The 21,084-nt window shown below is 70.7% G+C and carries 14 protein-coding genes and 1 pseudogene; 4 read left to right on the top strand and 11 right to left on the bottom strand.

The window, feature by feature from the left end:
* The coding region (locus ACXAHD_RS14825) for a LamG-like jellyroll fold domain-containing protein (protein ID WP_475051162.1) at positions 1–9,865 on the bottom strand (9,865 nt) is incomplete at its 3' end.
* Positions 9,866–9,893: 28 nt separating this feature from the next.
* Here ACXAHD_RS14825 and ACXAHD_RS14820 point away from each other — a divergent pair.
* On the top strand, positions 9,894–10,340 hold the full coding sequence (locus tag ACXAHD_RS14820) for a hypothetical protein (RefSeq protein ID WP_475051160.1): 447 nt from the start codon (positions 9,894–9,896) through the stop codon (positions 10,338–10,340).
* Positions 10,341–10,601: 261 nt separating this feature from the next.
* Positions 10,602–12,038, top strand: coding sequence for a GuaB1 family IMP dehydrogenase-related protein (locus ACXAHD_RS14815; RefSeq protein WP_475051158.1), 1,437 nt, complete (start codon positions 10,602–10,604; stop codon positions 12,036–12,038).
* 39 nt (positions 12,039–12,077) lie between these two features.
* Here the strand turns inward: ACXAHD_RS14815 and ACXAHD_RS14810 are convergent, their stop codons facing one another.
* The 7 genes and pseudogenes from ACXAHD_RS14810 to ACXAHD_RS14780 form a co-directional block, all read right to left on the bottom strand.
* Positions 12,078–12,329 (bottom strand): transglutaminase family protein, encoded by a 252-nt coding sequence (locus ACXAHD_RS14810; RefSeq protein WP_289212224.1) that lies wholly within the window; start codon positions 12,327–12,329, stop codon positions 12,078–12,080.
* 47 nt (positions 12,330–12,376) lie between these two features.
* A pseudogene (locus tag ACXAHD_RS14805) lies at positions 12,377–12,520 on the bottom strand (alpha-E domain-containing protein); the annotation flags it as partial.
* The gene (locus ACXAHD_RS14800) at positions 12,481–13,968 is read right to left on the bottom strand and encodes a circularly permuted type 2 ATP-grasp protein (protein WP_475051156.1); all 1,488 of its coding nucleotides are present in this window, start codon (positions 13,966–13,968) and stop codon (positions 12,481–12,483) included. The gene ACXAHD_RS14800 and the pseudogene ACXAHD_RS14805, both read right to left, overlap by 40 nt.
* A 237-nt stretch (positions 13,969–14,205) precedes the next feature.
* Entirely contained in the window at positions 14,206–14,469 is a 264-nt protein-coding gene (locus ACXAHD_RS14795) for a type II toxin-antitoxin system RelE family toxin (RefSeq protein WP_475051154.1), read from the bottom strand.
* Entirely contained in the window at positions 14,466–14,756 is a 291-nt protein-coding gene (locus ACXAHD_RS14790; RefSeq protein ID WP_475051152.1) for a type II toxin-antitoxin system Phd/YefM family antitoxin, read from the bottom strand. The genes ACXAHD_RS14795 and ACXAHD_RS14790 overlap by 4 nt, the downstream gene beginning before the upstream one ends.
* A gap of 225 nt (positions 14,757–14,981) precedes the next feature.
* Positions 14,982–15,173 carry a hypothetical protein gene (locus tag ACXAHD_RS14785; protein ID WP_475051149.1) on the bottom strand — a complete coding sequence of 64 codons (192 nt, stop codon included), beginning with the start codon at positions 15,171–15,173 and terminating at the stop codon, positions 14,982–14,984.
* A gap of 261 nt (positions 15,174–15,434) precedes the next feature.
* Positions 15,435–16,838 (bottom strand): NAD(P)H-quinone dehydrogenase, encoded by a 1,404-nt coding sequence (locus tag ACXAHD_RS14780; protein ID WP_289212220.1) that lies wholly within the window; start codon positions 16,836–16,838, stop codon positions 15,435–15,437.
* Positions 16,839–16,971: 133 nt separating this feature from the next.
* Here ACXAHD_RS14780 and ACXAHD_RS14775 point away from each other — a divergent pair, with 133 nt between their 5' ends.
* Complete coding sequence (locus tag ACXAHD_RS14775; protein ID WP_278167063.1) at positions 16,972–17,427, top strand: gamma-glutamylcyclotransferase family protein; 456 nt, start codon at positions 16,972–16,974, stop codon at positions 17,425–17,427.
* Between the two features lie 45 nt (positions 17,428–17,472).
* Here ACXAHD_RS14775 and ACXAHD_RS14770 read toward each other — a convergent pair whose 3' ends face one another.
* From ACXAHD_RS14770 to ACXAHD_RS14760, 3 genes are read right to left on the bottom strand one after another with little or no spacing between them, the layout of a single operon-like run.
* Entirely contained in the window at positions 17,473–18,231 is a 759-nt protein-coding gene (locus ACXAHD_RS14770; protein WP_281553303.1) for an SCO6745 family protein, read from the bottom strand.
* 54 nt (positions 18,232–18,285) lie between these two features.
* Positions 18,286–19,203, bottom strand: a complete 918-nt coding sequence (locus ACXAHD_RS14765; protein WP_475051144.1) for a hypothetical protein — start codon at positions 19,201–19,203, stop codon at positions 18,286–18,288.
* 11 nt (positions 19,204–19,214) lie between these two features.
* On the bottom strand, positions 19,215–19,844 hold the full coding sequence (locus tag ACXAHD_RS14760) for an MBL fold metallo-hydrolase (protein WP_281553301.1): 630 nt from the start codon (positions 19,842–19,844) through the stop codon (positions 19,215–19,217).
* Positions 19,845–19,971: 127 nt separating this feature from the next.
* Between ACXAHD_RS14760 and ACXAHD_RS14755 the strand changes: the two genes are divergently transcribed.
* Positions 19,972–21,078, top strand: a complete 1,107-nt coding sequence (locus tag ACXAHD_RS14755; protein WP_475051164.1) for a DUF4349 domain-containing protein — start codon at positions 19,972–19,974, stop codon at positions 21,076–21,078.
* Positions 21,079–21,084 lie beyond the last annotated feature (6 nt).

Below are 21,084 nucleotides of genomic sequence, written 5' to 3'. Positions count from 1 at the left end.
CACCGAGCTCGACCTCGCCGATCGGCTTGGTGGTGCCGTCGGCCATCCGTACCCGGGTGTCCGGCGCGAAACTGTGCCGCACACAGCTGGCCGCCCCGTCGGCCCGACTGCCACCAGCCCGGGCGGCGTCGTCGGTGTGTTCGGCGGCTTCCCGGGTGGACCGGCTGGAGCCGCGGGACACCGCCCGGGACGCGTCGTCGGCCTTGCGGCTGACCGCCCGGCTGAACGACCGGGCCCCGGCGGCGGCCTTCGCGCCGACCCGGGCGCCGGCCTTGCCGACGCTCGTGCCGGCGAGCTTCTTCGCGCCGGTGGAGGCAGCCTTGCTCAATGCCTTGCCGGCGACCGGGCCCATCATCGGCAGGGCGGCGCCGAGACCACCGGCCAGGCCGCCGATCACCGCGTCCTGCAGCAGATCCATGCCGGTCTTGCCCTGCATCCCGCCGGTGACCAGGGCACCGGTGATGCCGCCGACCATGCCGCAGGCGACCACGCCGACACCGGTCCAGCCGATCGCGACCAGGCAGCCGGCCTCGACGACCATGCCGACGATCGCGCCGACGATCTCGGCCTTGTGTTCGACGATCCAGTCCCTGGCCGTACGGGCCCACTGGCCCACCTGTTCGGCGGCGGCTATCAGCGCCTCACCGGCCTTGATCAGATCCTGATAGTTCTGCTCCACCGTCTGCCTGATGACGTTGCCCGCCTCGACGAGCTGCTCCTGCGTCCACCTGTTGGCCGCCCCCAGGCCGTCGCCGACCCAGTCGGTGAAGTCTCCGAACCGGTCGCCGAACCAGTCGACGGCGCCGTGGTAGGCGTCCTCGATGTCTTCGTACCGGTCGCCGACCCAGTCGGTGAAGTCGTCCCACGACCTCGCGTACGGTTCTCCGACGTGGCCGGTGGGGTCGACCACCGTCAACGGGTTCCCGTCGCCGTACTGGTACCGGTTGGCCCGGACCGAGTCCGGCACCGGACCGACGGTCAGGCTGTCCCGGGCACCGAACTGTGCCGTCACCGGGTCGTACCAGCGGGCATGCATGTTGACCTGCCCGCTACGCACGTCGGTCCACTCCGACTGGTAGCCGAGGTCACCGAGCATGCCGCTGTCCGCGGTCACCTCACCCAACGGTGAGTACGTACGGCTGCCGGTCACCGTCGCCCCGGCCGGGTTCAGCTGGGCGACCACGTCACCGTGCAGATCCGTCCACACCAACCGGCGCGTGGTGTTGTGCCGCGCCCCGACCACACCACCACCCGGGTCCCGGGTGAAGAACGCGTTGGAACTGTCCCGGGCGAGGTGGTTACCGAGACCGGTGTACTCCCAGCCGTCCCGAAACGCCCGACCCAACCCGTCGTAGTCGAACACCCGCGCGTTACCACCCGCCGGGGTGTGCTCGACCGCCTGGTCGAACGCGTCCGACACCGTCGTCGCCGCACCGGCCGCGCTGCGGGTGCCCCGCGCCGTGTACTGGTAGCCGACACCGGTACTGTCCGAGATCAGCCGGTTACGGGCGTCGTACACGTAGTCGACATCACCGACCCCGGTCCGGTTCCCCGCCCTGTCGTAGCGGTAGCCGACGGTCGTGTTCCCGTCATCCCACGACGTCAACCGGTCCGCCAGGTCGTAGGTGTAGGTGTTGACCGTCGTGGACGAGCCACGGGTGACGGTCCTGCTGGTCTCGTTACCGTTGGCGTCCCAGCCGTACGTGATCGACGCGATCGTCGACCCACCCGACGACACCAGCCGGTCGCTGGTCAACCGGTGCAGATCGTCGTAGGCGAACACCCGCCGGTTCCCCGACGTCCCGAACGTCATCGACGACACCGCCGACATCTGGTCGTACGTGTAGCCGATGGCGGTGCCCATGTCGGCGTTATTCACCGACACAAGGCGGCCCGCACCGTCATACCCGTACTGCGTCGACCCCGCCGCGTCGTCGCGCGACTCCATCAACCCGTCCCCCGTATAGGTGAACGCCGCGTCCCCCGACGGACCCGTCACCGACAACGGCAACCCCCGGTCGTCGTACACGACCTGATTGGTTCCCCCCGGCGCGGAGAACTCCACCAGCCGACCCGCGGCGTCGTAGCCGTACGTCCGGTCCTTCGTCGTGGCCTCCGCACCGGAGCCGGACTGGCGGACCAGCCGGCCGGCGTCGTCGTAGACCAGGGTCCGCACCACCCCACCCGGCGCCCGCTGCGACACCGGCTGTCCGGCCACGTCGTACACCGTCGTGAACGTCCGGTCCGCCGCACTTGGGTACGCCGCCGTCGCCGGCTCGATCCGCGACTGCGGCAACCCCCACACGTTGTACGTCGACCGGAACGCCCGCCCCTCCCCATCGGTGAACCGGGTCGGATTCCCCGCCAGGTCGTAGCCGAACGACGACTCGATGACCGTGTCACCGTCCACCGGCTCCCGCTGCGTCCGCAGCAGGCCCGTCGCGTCGTAGCCGAACCGGGTCACGGTGCCCCGCGCGTCCGTCGCCGACACCACATTCCCCGCCAGGTCATACGACCAGGCCGCCGTCGCCAACGCCGCCCCACCGGACGCCCGGTGCGCCGCCGCCGACACCGGCCGCGACAACATGTCGTAACCCGTCGTCGTGTACGTACCGTCCGGATTGATTTCCTTCACCGGCCGACCCAGCCCGTCGTAGACGACACCGCGGGTCTGCCCCGCGCCGTCGACCACACCCGTCACCTCACCGGCCGCGTTGTACCCGTACCCGACCGTCACCCCCGCCGGCGACCGCACCGACGACAACCGACCCGCCGCGTCATAGCCCACCGTGCTGGTGTGCACCTGACCGGTCTGCCGCACCGCCTCACTCACACTCGTGACCCGACCCAGGAAGTCGTAACCACTACCGGCCACCGCACCCGTCGGATCCGTCGTCGCTAGCAGATTGCCCATCAGGTCGTAGCGCGCCGTCGTCGTGCCGTCGTCCGGCGCCACCTGGGTCACCACCCGACCCAACTGGTCATAGTCGAACTCCGTGACCCGGCCCAGCGGATCCGTCTGCGACACCACCTGACCGAGGCTGTCGTACACCGCCGACGCCACCGGCGTCACCGACGACGACCCATCCGGCGGCGTGTACGCCGGCAACCGGACCTCCACCGGCCGACCCACCCGATCCACCCCGAACGTCGTCACCGCACCGTTCGGATCCGACTCCGCAACCACCTCACCGAACGTGTTGTAACCAACCCGCTCCACCGGCCGGGCCGTCACCACCGGACCGTCCAACTCACCCGACTCCGCCTGCACCTGCGGACCCGTCGTCACCACCGGACGGTCCGCCTCGTCGTACTCCACGAACGTCGCCTGACCCAACGGATCCACCACCGACGTCGCCAGACCCGCCTCATCAACCACATAACTGGTCCGCGACACCCCCGCGTCCGCCACCGGCACCGTGCCCGCCATCACCCCGGCAACCCAGCCGGCGTCGTCCGGCACCCCCTGATACACCTGCAGATCAGAGATCGCCCCCTCGAGGCCCGAGCCGATCCGCACCCCGCCAGCCGCCACGCTGTGGAAGCTGCTGCCGGTGAAGTCGTCGACCTTCTCGCCGTCGAGGAACACAATCCACCGGCCGGCCTGCGGGTCCACGCCCACCGCCAGGTGCTGCCACTTGCCCGCCTGTGTCGAGCCCTGCCCGAAGGTGCGGCGGCGTTGTAGTACGCCGCCGCCTTTGAACACGAGTTGCTCGTTCGTCAGCGCCCGCCATGCGTCGTCGGTGTGGTCGTAGTTGAGCGCGAACGCCGGTGCGCCCCACCCGGACACGCTCGTCCGGGCGCGGCCGGGCATCGCCAGCACCGAGCCGGGCGCTCGCAGGTCGTCCAATCGCACCCAGACGGCGACCGTGTACGGCCGGGTGGTGTCCACCACCGGCGCATCGGTCGTGATCAACGACGACGAACCATCGAACGACGCGACCCGACCCCGCTCGGCATCCGACGCCCAGACCACGTCCGTGGCCGTACCCGGACTGTTCCCCGCCGAGTCGACCGCCGTCGTCCCACCCGCCTCGTCCAACCGCCACCGCGCCACCGGCGTCACCATCCGGTCCGCCGACAGGTAGCCCGTCTGCGACACCGGCCGGCCCGACACGTCATACGCATAATCGACGACCGACAACGCCTCCCCCGCAGCGTCCCGATCCACCCGCGACAACACCCGGTCGGCCGGCGACAACGCCACCTCGGTCACCCGCTCCAGGCCGCCCGGATCCAGCACACTCCGCACCTGCCGACCCGCAGCGTCGTAGGCGTACGCCGTCACCGTCGCACCGTTGCCGGTGACCTGCTCGACCAGGTTCCCCGCCGCGTCGTAACCGTTGCCCTCCAGCAGGAACGAACTGTCACCGTCGGTGCGGGTCACCGACGCGGTCCGCCCGTCGTCGGTGTACGTGTAACTCGTGACGTAGCCCATCGCGTCGGTGTTCGACGCCAACCGACCCGCCGGGTCGTACACGTTCGACTCCACCACCAGATCCACCGGAGGAGTCGGATCGTTCGGATCCCCGGTGAACCCCTTCACCGTCCGCGACAGCACATTGCCGTTGACGTCCACCTCGTAGGCGTTCACCACCCCGTCAGGATCGGTCTGCTCCACCAGGTGCCCGTACACGTCATAGCCGTAGCCGGTCACCGCGCCCTCGGCGTCCACCGACGCCGACCGACGACCATGCCCGTCGTACGACCAGGTACTGACCCGGGCCACATCCCCACCCGACGCGTCGCTGACCTGCTCCTCCACCAGGAACCCGTCCACGCTGTACGAGTAACGCGTCACCGCCCGATGCACCGCACCCGACACCCGGTCCGTCACCGCCGGACCCGTCCGCGTGACCACCCGACCCACCGAGTCGTACGTGTACGACGTCGTCCGCCCCTGCGGGTACGACGACGTCACCACCGTCTCCGTCAACGTCCGACCCAACCGGTCGTACGTGAACGTCGTCTCCGCCCCCGCCGCGTCCGACACCGTCGCCACGTCACCCGCCGAGGTGTACGTGACTGCCATCCACCCCTTCGACGGATCCAACACATTCCACGGCAGACCGGCCGGGGCGTACCCGCCGTCGACCGCAGGCACATCCGTTCCGTCGGTGTATTCGATCTCCGTCTCCCGGCCGAGCGGGTCCGTCACACTGCGCAGGTTGCCGGAGTTGTCATATATGTACGTCGTCAGGTAGGTATCGTCCTGGGCGCTCTGCGAGCCCGGCCCCCGCACGTGGGTCAGCCGGTCGCTCTTCGGGTGCGTCGGGTCGCTGCTGTACAAGGTGTAGGTGTAGTAGCTGCTGGAGCACTTGTCGGCGGCCTGGTCCTGGCAGGTCACCTCCTGGATGGTGTTGCCGCGCTCGTCCTGCACCGACCGGGTGACGATCCCGTTCGGGTCGTACACCAGACTCGTGAACCCACCCGTGTCATAGCCGTACAACGTCGTCTGACCCAACGCGTCGATCTGCGACACCTTCCGCCCCGACACCAGGTCGTACGAGTACGACACCTCGTTGCCGCCCGGGTCGGTCACCGACACGATCTTCACCGGGTTCGAGACCGTCGTCGTCTGCACGTGCTCCGCCGCCTCGTCGACCTGCACCGCACCCGGCGGCAACACCTCAACCGGCAACCCACCCGCCGCCGTCTCCGACAACCGGGCTTCGGCAGCTCCGTCACCAGCCGCGGTCACCACCAACGGCACCGCCCGACCCACCGACTGGTAGTGCGACGCCACCTCGTCCGCGCTCAACGTCCGGTCGTAGAGCGCGACCTCCGCCAACGAACCCTCGTAGTACGCCGTCGAGTCCGAGGGCAGCCCCGACCAACCGTTGCCCGTGTACCCCGCACCCAGATACCCGTGGCTGAGCCTCTCGACCCCGCCGGCCAGAGAGCCGGTGCTGGACTGCACCCGCACACCGTCCAGGTACAACGCCTGGACGGTGTCATCGTCGGCGGCGGTCTTGGTCAGCACCGCGTGGTGCCACTTGCCGTCGTTGACCGGCGCCGCCGACACCAACGCCAACGCCCACCACTGATTGGCCTGGTCGTTGCAGTTGCGGATCGCCAACTGGGTACCGTCCGTGGCCGACGAGCCGGGCACCTCCAGGCACCGGCCCGCCCCCGAGTTGCGCCAACCGTTCCCGGACGTTCCCCACTTCTGGTTCGCGCTGCTCGAACAGGTCTGCGCCTGGACCGGGGTGCCGTTGCCGGTCGCCTGACCTGCCAGGCCCAGACACTTGTCACCCCGACGCAGCTGCCGACTGCTGCCGACGTAGCGCCAGCTCTGCGCGTTCGCACCGTCGCAGGTGCTCAGTTGCACCTTCGTGCCGTCGGCCGCCAACTCGGCGCACTTGCCGGCGAGCCCCGACGTCAACGGCCCGGTCGGATCCACCGACGCCGACAACCCCCGCAACCGGCCGTCGGAGTCGATCCACAACACCGGCGACCCCACCGACAGCGTCCCGTCCACCGCCGCGTCCTGCGCCCCCGCCAGCACATCGCCGGTACCAGTGGTCCTGAACCACAGCTCCTGGGACCGCGTCCCGGCCGGCGCCAGCCGCTCCCCCGGCACCGACACCAGCGACGATGACCCGTCGAACGACACCGCCGTGCCGTCCGCGAACGGACCCGCCGCTCCCAACGTCACCGAACTGAACGTCGCTGTGGTCTGCCAGGTCTCGTTGACCGCTTGAACACCGGCCGCGTCCCGCAACCGCCAGTAGTCCGTCGGCGCGGACCCCAGCACCGCCGCCGCGTACACCCCGCTCGTCCCCGCCACCCGCGGCGTCCCCAACGCCCAGGTCCCACCGTTGCTGTCGGTCACCGATGCCAGCTTCCCGGTCACCGAATCCATCGACAGCGACGCCAGTACCCGACCTTCCTGGCTGGTCACCTTCGACAACTGCCGGCTCTGACCCCGCGCCGTCGCGTTGATCTCAGTGACCTCGGCCGAGGTCAGCGTCCGGTCGAAGAACGCCACATCGGCGATATGCCCGTCGAAGAAGTTCGCATGCCCGTGGTAATTCGGCGAACCATGATGCGGCTGGTCCGGCCAGTTCCCCCCGACGAACCCCGCACCCACGTACTCATGCGCCGACCCACCCACGTCGAACATCTCGATCAGGCCGGTGCGGCCCGCGTGCCGGATCCCGTCCACATACAGCGCCTGACTCGAGCCGGCCCCGGCCAGCACCACGTGATGCCACTGCCCGTCGTCCACCCGACCGGACGACTGCATCGTCGTCGAGTTGCCGTCATAGAACTTCGCGTGCAACTTCCCACTCGACCCGACATAGATCGACGGCGTGTAGTTCCTCGACGTCGTCCCGTCCGAAATCGGATCATGCTGGTACGAGAACAACACCCCCGCCCGGGACGCCGTCCCCGTCCGGAACCACAGACTGACCGACTGGTACGCGCTGTCGTTGACCAGCCCGCTGGGCAGCCGCACCCGCGACGACGTGCCGTTGAAGGCGGTCGACGTCGACGTCGATCCCGGCCACACCCCCGGTGTCGGGCCCGGCGTCGTACCCTCGTAGAACGCCACGTCGGTGCCGCCGTTGTCCAGCACGCTGCTGGCCGCCAGGGTCGATCCGGAAGGTTCGTTCAACCGCCAGAACGACGACGGCGCATGATTCAGCACCGCGTTCGCCCCCTGGTTGGCGCTGTTATCCCAGGTGTACGTGGTACACGACGCCGTCGGCGGACACACCTTCGTCAGGCGGTCATAGCTGCCGTACGTGTACTGCCACACGTACCCACCGCCACCGGCGGTCGGCGCGTCCGTCGTCACCTTCGTCACATGCGACCCGACCGACGGGCTGGTGGTGCCCGCCCAGGTCAGCGTCAACGACCGCCCCGACGCGCTGGTCAACTTCGACACCAGCCCACTGCCGTTGTACGTCAACGTCAAGGTCTGGTCGTTGGCGTCCGTCACCGACGTGACCTTGAACGCGCCACCCCCGGCCGCGCGCAAGAACACGTACGTCGTCCCGTGCTTGACGGTCAACCGGTACCCGGTCACCGACGAACCGGACTTCACCGCGGTCAACACCTCGTACCGCCCCGGCGGCGCCACGAACGACCCGTCCGACCCCGGCCCGAACACCGCCTCCGACCCGTCCGGATACCGCACCACCACACTCAGCACCGCACCCGCCGAGTTGGTCCGCTCGGTCACCCGCGCGTCCAACAGGCTCGACCAGCCCTGCCCGAACGCCCCCGACCGCCGGGTGTCCAGAGTGTTGTACGACCGGGTGATCTCCAGCGCCGGCCCCACCCCCGTCACCCGCGCGTCCGTCACCGCCGACGTGTAGTTGCCGATCTCCGGGTGATAGCCCACCCCCGGGTTCTGCACCAACCGCGACCCCAACGCCGGCTGCGGCATCCGCGTGTAGAACACGTACTTCGGATAGCGCGCGCCGTAGACAGCCCCGTCGAACGGCTGCACCGCCCACGAGTACTGCTTGTTCGTCTCCAACAACCCGACCGGGACGTCGTAGTACGACTTGGTGCCCTCGTTGACGTGGATGAGGGTCCCGGCGTTGTCGTAGATCCAGACCTTGTAGCGCACGGTGCCGGACTCGTCGAAATCGCGACCCCGCACATACAACCGGGGTGTCAACGTCGACACCACCGCACCGTGGGCCGGTGCCCGCTGGTCCACCTGCGGCGGCAGATTGTTCGACAAGGTCAGCTGCAACCGCGGCGCGTAGTCACCGCCGGCATAGTTCGCCGAGGCGAACAGGGCCGCCGCCGCCGCAGACAAGTCCTCCTCGTCCAACAGCGCCAGACCAAGATTCGGCTGACCGATCGCCCAGCCCGAGATCAGGTCCCGGACATCGACCTCGACCCACTGGCCGACGGACGGATTTGCGTTCGGGTTCTCACACGCCCGCCCGTTGTCGGTGTAGTACCTGTAGTGGTTCGGTCCCAGATCGATCTTCGGGCCCGGATGGGCGGCGGTCCGCAGATCCCCGACCGTCCACTCCTCCTCGACCAGCCCGACCTTGACCCGCTGGACGTCACACCTCGCCCGGTAGTTCAGGTACAGCCGCAGGTTCGCCGAGGAGATGAACCAGCCCGCCTTCGCAAACTCCGCTGGGATGGTGAACTTGAGAAACGTCCGGGACAGGACGCCGTCCCGGTTGCCGATCGCGAGACGGTCACCGTTCTGCACGGCCGGGCCGGTGTCCGGATCGGTGTCGACGAACACGTCCCCACTCGTCGAGATCAGCGCGCCCACGTCCGCCCGCGCCGGGAACACCCGCGCCGGATCCGTCAACCACTCCCGGTCGGCCACCAGCTTCAGCGCCGGGGCACCGTCGACCTCGATCAGCTCCATCGCGACCGCCGCCGACCGCGCCGGCAACCCCGTCTCCGGGTCGACCGACGAATCCTGCATGACCGCTGGCGGGATCGACCCCACCACCGAACCGGCGCCGTCGACCACTTCGACCGACCCACCCTCACCGGCCCGGACCGACACCCCGTCCAGCGTCAGCGGAAACACCCACTCCGACCCGGCCTCGCGCGACGCCAGCACCAGCCCCTGCTGCACCCCGTCCGGCCGCGCCACCACCTCCAGGTCGGTGTCCGCGAACACCTCCGGGTACGTGGCCGTCCTGCCGTCGACCGCCGGCACCACCGCCGCCGCACCAGCCAGACCCCAGCCCACCGACCCATCATCGGGCAGCGACAACTCCACCAACGACTCACCGGCAGCAGCGCCCGCCAGCGACACCCCCAGCGAGTTCTCCCGCACCACCCACCGGTCACCCCGACGCACCAGAGTCGAGTCCACCGGCCGCCACGAACCATCCGCCGCCTCGTAGTTGACCTGCCCCGTACTCAACTCCGCCGTCGTCGAACCATCCGTGTTGGTGTACACATCGGCTTTCGGCCCCGATGCCACCGCGTCCCGCACACTCGTCTGCGGATCGAACCGGCCCACCGTCACCGGCGTCACCGACTCGCCCACCACCGGCTCCCCGGCGTACCCCGACAGACCGTTCACCAACCGCTGCGCCGAACCCGCCCCACCCGACGCCCGCGTCGCCGCCGACCCCACGTACCCACCCGCACCCGCACCGTCACCGACCCGCGCCGCCGGCAACTCCACCGCCGGCCCACCCCACGGCAACCACCCCGACCGACCGGTGAACCACGACGACAACCACCCCACCGGGAACTCACCGTCCGCCGGCACCGCACCCGGCGGCACCGACGACGACAACCCCACCAGCGCCGCGACCACCACAGCGACCCCACCGGCCCACCGCCGCCACCGAACGAACGTCCCCGCTGTCCTCAAGCGACGCCGACGGTGAACAGCACGACTCGCAGACATCAGCGGCTACCTCTTCCCACCTCGATACATTCGGTCGCACAGCGGTCGACCGTCAGGAATCATCTTTGGAGGACGATGCCGGAACTTGAGGGAATGCTGAGGATCGCCTGGGGGTTCGCTTTCAGAAGTTCTGAGGAAACGTCTCCGGCTCTTGATCGCCAGGGCATGACCTGGACCTGCTGCGCTCGCGATCGGCTCCGGAACCGCCGCGCCGGGATGCCCGGGAGGGCATGATGGCCGGGTGCGGTTCACTTCCGACGTGCCCGGCGGGCACGAGCTCACCTACAACGACGTCTTCCTGGTGCCCAACCGTTCCGACGTGGCGTCCCGCCTCGATGTCGACCTGGCCACCACGGACGGCACCGGCACCACCGTCCCGATCGTCGCCGCCAACATGACCGCGGTGGCCGGCCGGCGGATGGCCGAGACCGTCGCCCGGCGGGGCGGCCTGGCGGTGATCCCGCAGGACATCCCGATCGAGGTGATCGCCGAGGTGGTCGCCTGGGTCAAGCGGCGGCACCTGGTGCACGACACGGCGTTGACCCTGGCTCCCACCGACACCGTCGGCGACGCGATCCATCTGCTGCCCAAGCGGTCCCACGGCGCGGTGATCGTGGTCGAGGCCGGGCGTCCGGTCGGCATCGTCACCGAGTCCGACTGCGCCGGCGTCGACCGCTTCGCCCAACTGCGGGACGTGATGTCCCGCGAGCCGCTGACCGTGCCGGAGACCACCGACCCGCGTACCGGATTCGACCTGATGGCGCAGGGCCGACGGCGGGCCGCGCCGGTGGTCGACGACGCCGGCCGGCTGGTCGGGGTGCTGACCCGGGCCGGCGCGCTGCGCGCCACCCTGTACCGGCCGGCAGTCGACGCCGCCGGCCGGTTGCGGGTGGCCGCCGCCGTGGGCATCAACGGCGACGTCACCGGCAAGGCCACCGCGCTGCTCTCCGCCGGGGTGGACACCATCGTGGTGGACACCGCGCACGGCCATCAGGAACGGATGCTGGCCGCGGTCCGCGCGGTGCGCAAACTGGACCCGACAGTGCCGGTGGTGGCCGGCAACGTGGTCACCGCCACCGGGGTCGACGACCTGATCGACGCCGGTGCCGACATCGTCAAGGTCGGTGTCGGGCCGGGCGCGATGTGCACCACCCGGATGATGACCGGGGTCGGCCGTCCGCAATTTTCCGCCGTGCTGGAATGCGCGTCGGCGGCCCGCCGACGCGGGCGGCACGTCTGGGCCGACGGCGGGGTGCGCCACCCCCGCGACGTGGCGCTCGCCCTAGCCGCCGGAGCGGCCAACGTGATGATCGGGTCCTGGTTCGCCGGCACCTACGAGTCGCCCGGCGACATCTACACCGACCCGGACGGCCGACGCTACAAGGAGAGTTTCGGCATGGCGTCGGCTCGGGCGGTCAGCGCCCGCACCGCCGACGACAGCCCGTTCGAGCGGGCCCGCAAGGCGGTCTTCGAAGAAGGGATCTCGTCGGCGCGGATGTTCCTCGACCCGGCCCGACCCGGCGTCGAGGACCTGATCGACGAGATCGTCGCCGGGGTACGCAGTGCCTGCACCTACGTCGGGGCGGCGACCCTGGCCGAGTTCCACGACCGGGCGGTCGTCGGGGTGCAGAGCACCGCCGGCTACACGGAAGGATTGCCGGTAGCCGGCAGCTGGTGACGGAGCGGCTCAGCATGCCCGGGTGTGGCGCAGACCGGTTCAGCGCAGCCGGGTGATCGCCACCTCGACGCCCTGACCGGTGTTCGCCGGGCCGGCGTACACCCCTTTGAGTGGTGGCACGTCGCCGTACTCCCGGCCCCGGCCGACCGCCACGTGCCGTTCGCCGACCGGGATCCCGTTGGTCGGGTCGAACGCCGTCCACCGGCCGGCCCACCACTCCACCCAGGCGTGGCTCTGCCCGTCGAGCAGGTCCCCCGGCGGCAGGGTCTCCACCGTGGAGAGCACTCCCACATCTCCGACGAGATCGTCTCCCGGGCGCCACGGGCGTTCTCCCGGGCGGCGGCCAGTGACCCGACGACCGAACTGGCGCTGCGTCCGTCGAGGCCGAGCAGCCCGACGAGCCGCGCCGATGACACCGGCTGGTCGTCGACGTCGACGCCCATCACGCCGAGCAGCGACCGGCAGGCGGTCTCCTCGGCCACCCCCGGATCAGAGATGATCCGGTGCAGGTGTACGTCGAGGGTGCGTGAGGTGTCCTTGGATCCACCGCCCTGGCTGGAGTTGACCACCACGCCACCCGGGTCAGGCCGCCGGGCAGTACCCAGACCCGGTCGCCGTCGTTGACCGCGAACGGGCGCAGGTCGACGTGCCGGGCCCGCAGCCGGTTGCCGATCAGCGTCGGCACCATCGACAGGGCCACCTCGCGCTGGGCGATCCAGCCACGGGGGTCGATCAGGATCCGCTCCCGGACCTGAGCCAGCTGCTCGTCACTGGCCTGGGAACCGATCACGATGCCGGCGCCGCCGGAGCCGTCGACCGGCTTGAGCACCAGCTGATCGAGCCGGTCGAGGACGTGGTCGAGCACATCCGGGCCGTCGTCGAGGCGGTACGTCTCGACGTTCGGCAGGATCGGCTCCTCGGCCAGGTAGTAGCGGATCAGCTCCGGCACGTACGTGTAGAGCAGCTTGTCGTCGGCGACGCCGTTGCCGACCGCGTTGGCGATGGTGACCCGGCCGGCGCGGGCCGCGTTGAGCAGCCCGGCGACGCCGAGCACCGAGTCGGCCCGGAAGTGCACCGGGTCGAGGAACTCGTCGTCGATCCGCCGGTAGATGACATCGACCCGCTGCTCACCGCCGGTGGTGCGCATCGCCACCTCGTTGCCGACGCAGACCAGGTCGCGCCCTTCGACCAGCTCGACGCCCATCTCCCGGGCCAGCAGCGCGTGCTCGAAGTAGGCCGAGTTGTGCACCCCGGGGGTGAGCACCACCACCGTCGGGTCGACGACGCCGGCCGGTGCGGCGGCCCGCAGCGCCCGCAGCAGTTGCGCCGGATAGGACTCCACCGGCTGGATCCGGGTCGAGGCGAAGACCTCCGGCAGTACGTGGGCCATCGCCCGCCGGTTCTCCATCACGTAGCTGACCCCGGACGGCACCCGTACGTTGTCCTCCAGGACCCGGAAGGTGCCCTGCTCGTCGCGGATCAGGTCGACTCCGGCGACGTGAATGCGCACCCCGTTGTGCGGCACGATGCCGGCTGCCTCGCGGTGGAAGTGGGCGCTGGTCACCACCAGCCGGCGGGGCACCACGCCGTCGGCGAGCACCCGGGCCGGACCGTAGATGTCGGCGAGGAACGCCTCCAACGCGCGTACCCGCTGGGCGACTCCGGACGAGACGGTGCGCCACTGGTCGGCGGCGATGATCCGGGGCACGATGTCCAGCGGGAACGGCCGCTCGACACCCTTGAGCGCGAAGGTGATGCCCTGGTCGAGGAAGGCCCGGGCGAGGACGTCGGCGCGTACCTCCAGCTCGGCGCTGGACAGGGGCTGCAGGGTGGCGTGCAACGCCTCGTAGGTATGGCGGGGCATGCCCGGCTCGCCGAACATCTCGTCCCAGCCGGGGCCGAGGTGGTAGTCCTCGAACAGATCGGCCATCGGCCAGCCCCGCCCTTCATCCGACGACTGCGGTCCGCTCCCTGTCCCCGATGGTTATCACACCTGCCTGCATCACACCACGGGGCGCGGCCGCCTGCATCTTCACGGTTCCCGCACGGTACGCCGGGCTCGTTGCGTACGGGTAACGCGACCGGATGTGTCCGTCGCGCCGGTCAGCGGGACCGGTAGGCATCGCCGCGATGCTCGACGGCGGTGACCGTGACCACGTACCGCTCATCATCGACCCCCGGCCTGAAGGCCGGAGCACTGGCCCGCATTCCGGTAGCGGACCCGGTATGCGCCGCGCCGGGCCGACCAGGTCCCCTCGTAGGCTGGGAGCATCAGCGGTTTACCGAGCCGGTGCGGGTTGTTGATCAACACAGTGGTGACGAACTCGTAGACGGCTGTGGCGACCTTCTCCGGCAGCCGCCCGGCAAGGGAACGGGCCGCCGGGCCGGCGATACGGATCTGATAGGGCCGCAGGTCCGAGGGCTGATTCACTGGTCACCAGATGACGGAGCCCGGCTGGCCATCAGCGCGGCTACCTGGCTGGCATCCAGTACGTCACCGGCCGCGATGGCCGCCCGGGACTCGGCGAGCTGGCACATGGCCTCCGGGCTGGAAAGTACGTCCAGGGTCTCCTCCAGCGCGGCGAGACCGTCCGGGGAGATGAGAACCGCGACCGGGCGTCCATGGCGCGTGATCTCGATGCGCTCGTGGGTACGTTCGACTTCCTCGATCAGCTCCGAGAGCCTGTTGCGGGCATCAGTGAACGGCATGATCGCCATGTCGTCAGCCTAGAGAACTGGCGCGAATTCTGGACAGTTTTCGATCTCTCCAGGGTCTGACAAATTACGCAGCGTCACCTCGCTGGGTCGGGTTGTCCGACCGAGCCTGATGCCACAGGTGCATCAAGATGCACCTGTGGCATCAGGCTTGAAAAGCACCATGGGTCCGGCGGCGCCGTTAGGTCCGGCACCCCCGTCGTAGTCGATCAGATCGTGCCCCACGACTCAGATCGACCGTCGAATGCGGCGGTATTCGGCAGCGGCCCGGCGGATCCGCGCCCACGACAACTGCCGGCAGTCGGTGGTGCCGGGACATTCAGTGTGGCAGCGGCGGCCGGCGTCATGCGCTTGCACCGCGCTGGCCGCCGCTTCGTCAAGGTCCCGGTCGGTGACCGGCCCGTCGTCCATCGCGGTCACCGCCCCACCCCGCCGGTCACAACAGGTAGTACCGGCCGCCGTTGCCGCCCCGCCGGTCAGCTCGGTCGGTACGCGCGGGCCCGCCCTCGCCAGTTCGACCAGCACCGCGAGGCGGAGGCGGGCTGCCGGCACGGGACCTGCCGGCAGCCCGGGCGTCGTCCGCGACCGCCGGGAACGGGGGATCCGGGGGTAGCGGATGTTGCCGTGTCAACCGTACGCCTTCCTGGCCGATCCGCGCCGCCCCCGAAAGTTCCTAGTCAATCACTCTTCGTCATGCCACATGAGCTGACGTGCGGCTTCGGCGACTGATCCGGACAACGAAGGATAAATTGTGATTGTGTGCGCCAATTGGCTCACCGTCATGTGGTTCTCCACCGCGACGGTGATCGGCATGATCAGCTCGCTGGCCTTGGGGGCCACCACCACCCCGCCGATGATCTGCCCGCTGGCCGGGCGGCAGAACAGCTTGACGAAGCCGTCCCGCAGGTCGGCCATCTTCGCCCGGGCGTTGCCGGCCAGCGGCAGCATCACCTGCCGGGCCTGCACCCGCCCGTCGTCCACCTCATCCTGGGACACTCCGACGGTGGCCAACTCCGGATCGGTGAAGACGTTCGCCGCGACGGTACGCAGCCGCAGCGGCACCACCGCCTCGCCCAGCGCGTGCCACATCGCGATCCGGCCCTGCATCGCCGCGACGCTGGCCAGCGGCAGTACCCCGGTGCAGTCGCCGGCGGCGTAGATGCCCGGCACGTTGGTACGCGACACCCGGTCCACCGGCACATGCCCGCTGTCCGCGACCGTCACCCCGTACTCGGCGAGCCCCAGGTCCGCCGTGTTCGGCACCGAGCCGACCGCGATCAGCGCGTGCGAGGCGGTCACCGTACGGCCGTCGCTGAGCCGTACCTCGACCCCGTCTCCGACCCGGGTGACCGCGTCGGCGCGCGAGTTGTTCAGAATCGTCATGCCCCGGGTCCGGAACACCTGCTCGATCGCCATCGCCGCGTCGGCGTCCTCGTGCGGCATCACCCGGTCCCGGCTGGAGACGAGGGTCACCGGCACCCCCATCGCCAGGTACGCGCTGGCGAATTCGGCACCGGTCACGCCGGAGCCGACCACCACCAGGTGCTCCGGCAGCGCCGGCAGGTCGTACACCTGCCGCCAGGTCAGGATGCGTTCGCCGTCGGGCACGGCGGTGGGCAGCTGCCGGGGCGTGGCGCCGGTGGCGACCAGTACGGTCGACGCCTCGATCGGGTACTCAGCGTCACCGTAGTCGGGCCTGACGAGCACCCGGTGGGTGTGACCGAGCGTGTCCTCACCGAGCCGGGCGGTGCCGGCGACGAATGTCACACCAGCTTTGACGAGTTTGCTGTGCACGTCGGCCGACTGGGCCAGCGCGAGCCGCTTCACCCGGGCGTGCACTGCGGTCGCGTCGACGGTGACCGCCTCCAGCCCATCGGAGTCGATGCCGAACTCCTCGGTGTCCCGGTACCCGGTGACCACCTCTGAGCTTGCGATGAAGGTCTTGGACGGGACGCAGTCGGACAGCACGCAGGCGCCACCGGCCCCGTCCGCCTCGACCACCGTGACGTCGGCCCGCAGCTGTGCCGCGACCAACGCCGCCTCGTAGCCGGCCGGGCCACCGCCGATTATCACTATCCGCTTCAAAACGACTCTCTCCCCAAACTTGAACTTATGCTGACGAAACACCCGGCTGGCTACGGCCGCCGACCGGTTGCCCGACACGCGACACGCTCACTCGTATTCTCCCCCACCCCCCTGCCGGGCTATCGTCATCGCCGTGCGTCACTACGCCGCGTATGGCTCAAACCTCGACCCTGCTCGGATGCGTGCTTACTGTCCGCATTCGCCGATGGTGGGCACCGGCTGGCTGGAAGGCTGGCGGCTCACCTTCGCCGGTGAGGGGGTGATCGGCTGGGAGGGAGCGGTCACCACCATCGTGGAGTCGCCCGGCGACCGGGTCTTCGTCGCACTCTACGACGTACACCCGTGGGACGCCGCGCAGCTCGACGAGGTCGAGGGCGCGTTGTCCGGCACCTACCGGCGGCTGACCGTCCGGGCGGTCACCCTGGACGGCGCGGTCACCGCCTGGGTCTACGTCTTCGACGGGTACGAGGGCGGGCTGCCCACCGCCTGGTACCTGTCGGAGATCGCCAACGCCGCCGAGAAGGCCGGCGCGCCGGACGACTACGTCGCCGAGCTACGAAAGCGACCCACCCGTACCGCCACCGCCTGACCTGCCTACCGCCGGCCGAGCAGCAGGACGCCGGCCGTACGCTCGTCAGTCGGCCGGCCGACCGGTCGCCGGCCGTACGTGGGACAGCGCAGCGTGCAGCAACTCGACGAGTTCCCGCCGCTGCTCGGCACGCAGCGCGGCGAACGCCTGACCGGTGATCCGGTTGGTAACCCGGTCCGCCCACAACCGGCGGCGGATCAGCGGGCCGACCGGCGGCCACGGCGGCGACCACCCGGCCGCGACCGCGGCCTTCGTCCCGTCCGGGCCGCCCATCAGCGCCTCCACCGGCGTCAGCCCGGCCACCCGTACCGCCATCAGGTGTGCCCCGGAGCGGTGCTCGCCGAGCAGTCGTACCGCGACGGCGGCCCGCGCCCCGGCCGCGTCGTCCGGCCGGGGCATCGCCCGCCAGGCGGCGAACAGCGGCATCGCGGTCGCGTCCGCCGCCCCCACCACCGCCTCGGCCAGCTCGACCAGCCGGTCCACCTGCGGACAGTCGCCGAGCTGCTCGACACCCCACCGGCAGCATTCGGCCATGCTCACCGCCGCCACCCCGGTCGGGTCGGTCACCGCGCTGGCAGCCTGCCAGCCGTCGGCCACCGCGTCGGCGGCGATGAACCCGAGCGCGGCCGCGACCGTTTCGGCCGGTACGCCGCCGAGCACCCCGGCCCGGCCGGCGATGTGGAACGCCCAGCCGCTGAGCCCCAGTTGGCGCGCCCGGCTCAACGTGCGCGGACACTCCTGGTACGCCGTACTCAACTCGTGCAGGCTGCGCCGGCACGCGCCGGCCGCCTGATCGGGAATCACCGCGTCATCGCCTTTCGCCCACCCGCCCGGCCGGTCACCGCCACCGACTTTCCGTCAGCGGTCGGTCTGCGGCCCAGGCAGGTCCTCCAGCGCGGCTGCCACGTCGCCGGCGTACCGTCGGGCGGCGACGGCTGCCCGTTCCGCAGTCTTGCGCGCCACCTTACGACGGGCATGCTCCCGCTCGGCTGCTGAGCGTCGCCGTTCCCATTCGGCCAGTTGACGCTGCGCCTCGGCGACGGCGTCGGCCGCGTCCTGCTCGGCGGCGACGGCCCGGTCGAGTTCGGTGCGGGCGGCCCGCTGGCCGGCCTCGGCTTTGTCCAGCTCGTCGACCAACCGCTGCCGGCGGGCGGCCAGCGCGCGAGCAGCCTTGTCCGCCGCCCGAGCGGCCTTGTCCGCCGCCCGCGCGGGCTCGGCCACTCGGGTCGGCTCATCGGCGGCGGCCACCCCGTCGTCCGGGCCGACCAGCCGCAACCGGGGCCGCGGGACCTCGCCGAAACCGGCGTAGTCGACCGCACGGACCAGCCGGCCGGATCGCACCTGGGCGGCGATCTCCTCGTCGGCGAGGGCAGCGGACAGGGTCGCCTCGACCTCGCCCAACGGCAGCTTCGTCGACGCCAGCGCCGGGTCCTCGGCGACGGCCAGCTCCCGGCACTCGGCCACCAGCCCGTCGACCAGCGCCCGCCGCCGGGTCGACAGCTCGCGCAGGGCGGGACCCCGCAGGTCCCGCTGGGCGGCGCGCAACTGACCGGAGAGCTCCACCAGGCCGTCGAGCAGGTCGGCGCGGCGCAGCGCGAGCAGGTTGACCAGCCAGGCGGCCACTGTCGGTTTGCGGAGCTTGCCGATGGCCCGGGCGGTGTCCGGTTCGCTGCCCCGGGCGGCCGAGACGGCCTCGGTACGGGCCGCGACGAACCGCGCCGGCGGTACGGCGTACAGCCGTCGCACCACCTCGGCGGGTACTACGCTGCCGGTCACGGCGGCCCGGCTCAGCGGGCCGGGGTGCCGGCCGGCAGCCGGGCGTAGTCGCAGCCGGCCAGCTTGGTCATGTTGCTGTCGGTGACCTTGTGCCCGGCGTCGTTGAGCAGCCCGTCGTGCAGGGCGAGCGCCCGGCGCGGGGCCACTGCGCGGACGAACTCGACCGCCTCGGAGAGCTTCAGCCAGGGCGCGGAGACCGGCACGAACAGGGTGTCCACCTCGGCGTCGGTCGGCACGTCGAACGAGTCACCCGGATGGTAGACCGAGTCGGCGATCAGGAAGCCGAGGTTGGGCACCCGGGGCAGGTCGGGGTGGATCTCAGCGTGCCATCCCCCGTACGCCCGGACCGGGATACCGGCGGCCTCGAAGCGCTCCCCGGACTCGACCGCGGTCGCCACCTCGCCGAGCCCGTCCAGCTTGGACACCACCGATGGATGAGTGTGGATGGTCACCGAGGGTCGTCGAGCGAGCGCGTCGGTCAGCTGGCCGACGTCGAGGTGGTCGAAGTGCTCGTGGGTGACGAGGACCGCGTCGACGCCGTCGAGCGCGGCCGGCTCGCTGAACGCGCCCGGGTCGATCACCAGCACCGCGCCGTCGTGTTCCACCCGTACGCAGGAATGCCCGAACTTCATCAGTCGCACCGTGACCCCCTGTGAGCCGAATCGTGATCTGCCGCCTCGCAGTCTGCCGGAACCGGCCGGCTCGCGCCGCGCGTCTGAACGACACCTGGCGAACCCGTATGACGATTCCGAGGAGCACCCCTTGACTGTGAAGAACGCAAGACGAGGCCGGTGGCGCACCGGTGGCCGGCGCGGCGCGGCGACCGGCACGGCGGCCCTGCTCGCCCTGCTGATCCTGACCGGCTGCTCAGGATCGGAGGACTCCGGTGTCAGCAGCTCCGCCGACATGCCGCAGCGGGCCGAACCGGCCCCGGCGGGTGGCGCGCCTGGCGACGGCGGACTGACCGGCGGGGACGACGCGGGCGGCGAGGAGGCGGCCGGTGCGGACTCGGCCGGCGGCGCTGAGCGGGGCGGCCAGGCCGACCGGCCGGACGGGACCTCACCGGTCGACCTGGCGGTGGGCAACCGGTCGATCATCTACTCCGGGTCGATCACCGTACGGGTGACCGATGTGCCGGCGAAGGCCGGCGAGGCGGCGACGATCGCGACCTCGGTCGGCGGGTTCGTCGGGCGAGACCAACGCTCCGAGTACGAGTCGTACGGCCGGGCCACGCTGGAGCTGCGGGTGCCGGCGGAGCAGTTCGACCAGGTCGTCGACCGGCTGTCCCGCCTCGGCGAGGAGGTCAGCCGGGAGTTGACCACCCAGGACGTCACCGAGGAGGTGCTGGACCTGGACGCCCGGATCACCACCCAGCAGGCCCGGGTGCGCAGCGGCCGGGCGCTGCTGGCCGAGGCGGAGACCCTGGCCGATCTGGTGATGCTGGAGTCGGAGCTGGCCAAGCGGGAGGCGGACCTGGCGTCGTTGGAGGCCCGCAAACGTGGCCTGGACGACCTGGTGACGCTGTCGCGGATCACCGTCGAGCTGATCGGCCCGGACGCGACGCCACCGGTCGACGACGAGTCGGAGCTGGGTTTCCTGGCCGGGTTGGGGGCCGGTTGGCGGGCGTTCGTCGGGTCGATGCAGGTGCTGGTCACCGTGGTCGGCGCGCTGCTGCCGTGGCTGATCGCACTCGGCGTACCCGCGTTGGGGGTGTTCTGGCTGGTGCGGACGTCGCGGGGCCGGTCCCGGCCGGTTCCGGCCGCCACCGCACCCGCCGGCGGCGCACCGGTGCCGACACCGCGAGGTGACCACGACGGTACGGAAGGTGACCGCACGGACGACGACCGGGTCGCCGGCGACGCGACGGCCGGCTGATCCGCC

This window comes from Micromonospora sp. ABR4_055 (assembly GCF_056160425.1).
The sequence above is the reverse complement of the archived record's forward strand: the minus strand, read 5'-3'. Positions and strand labels throughout refer to the sequence as shown.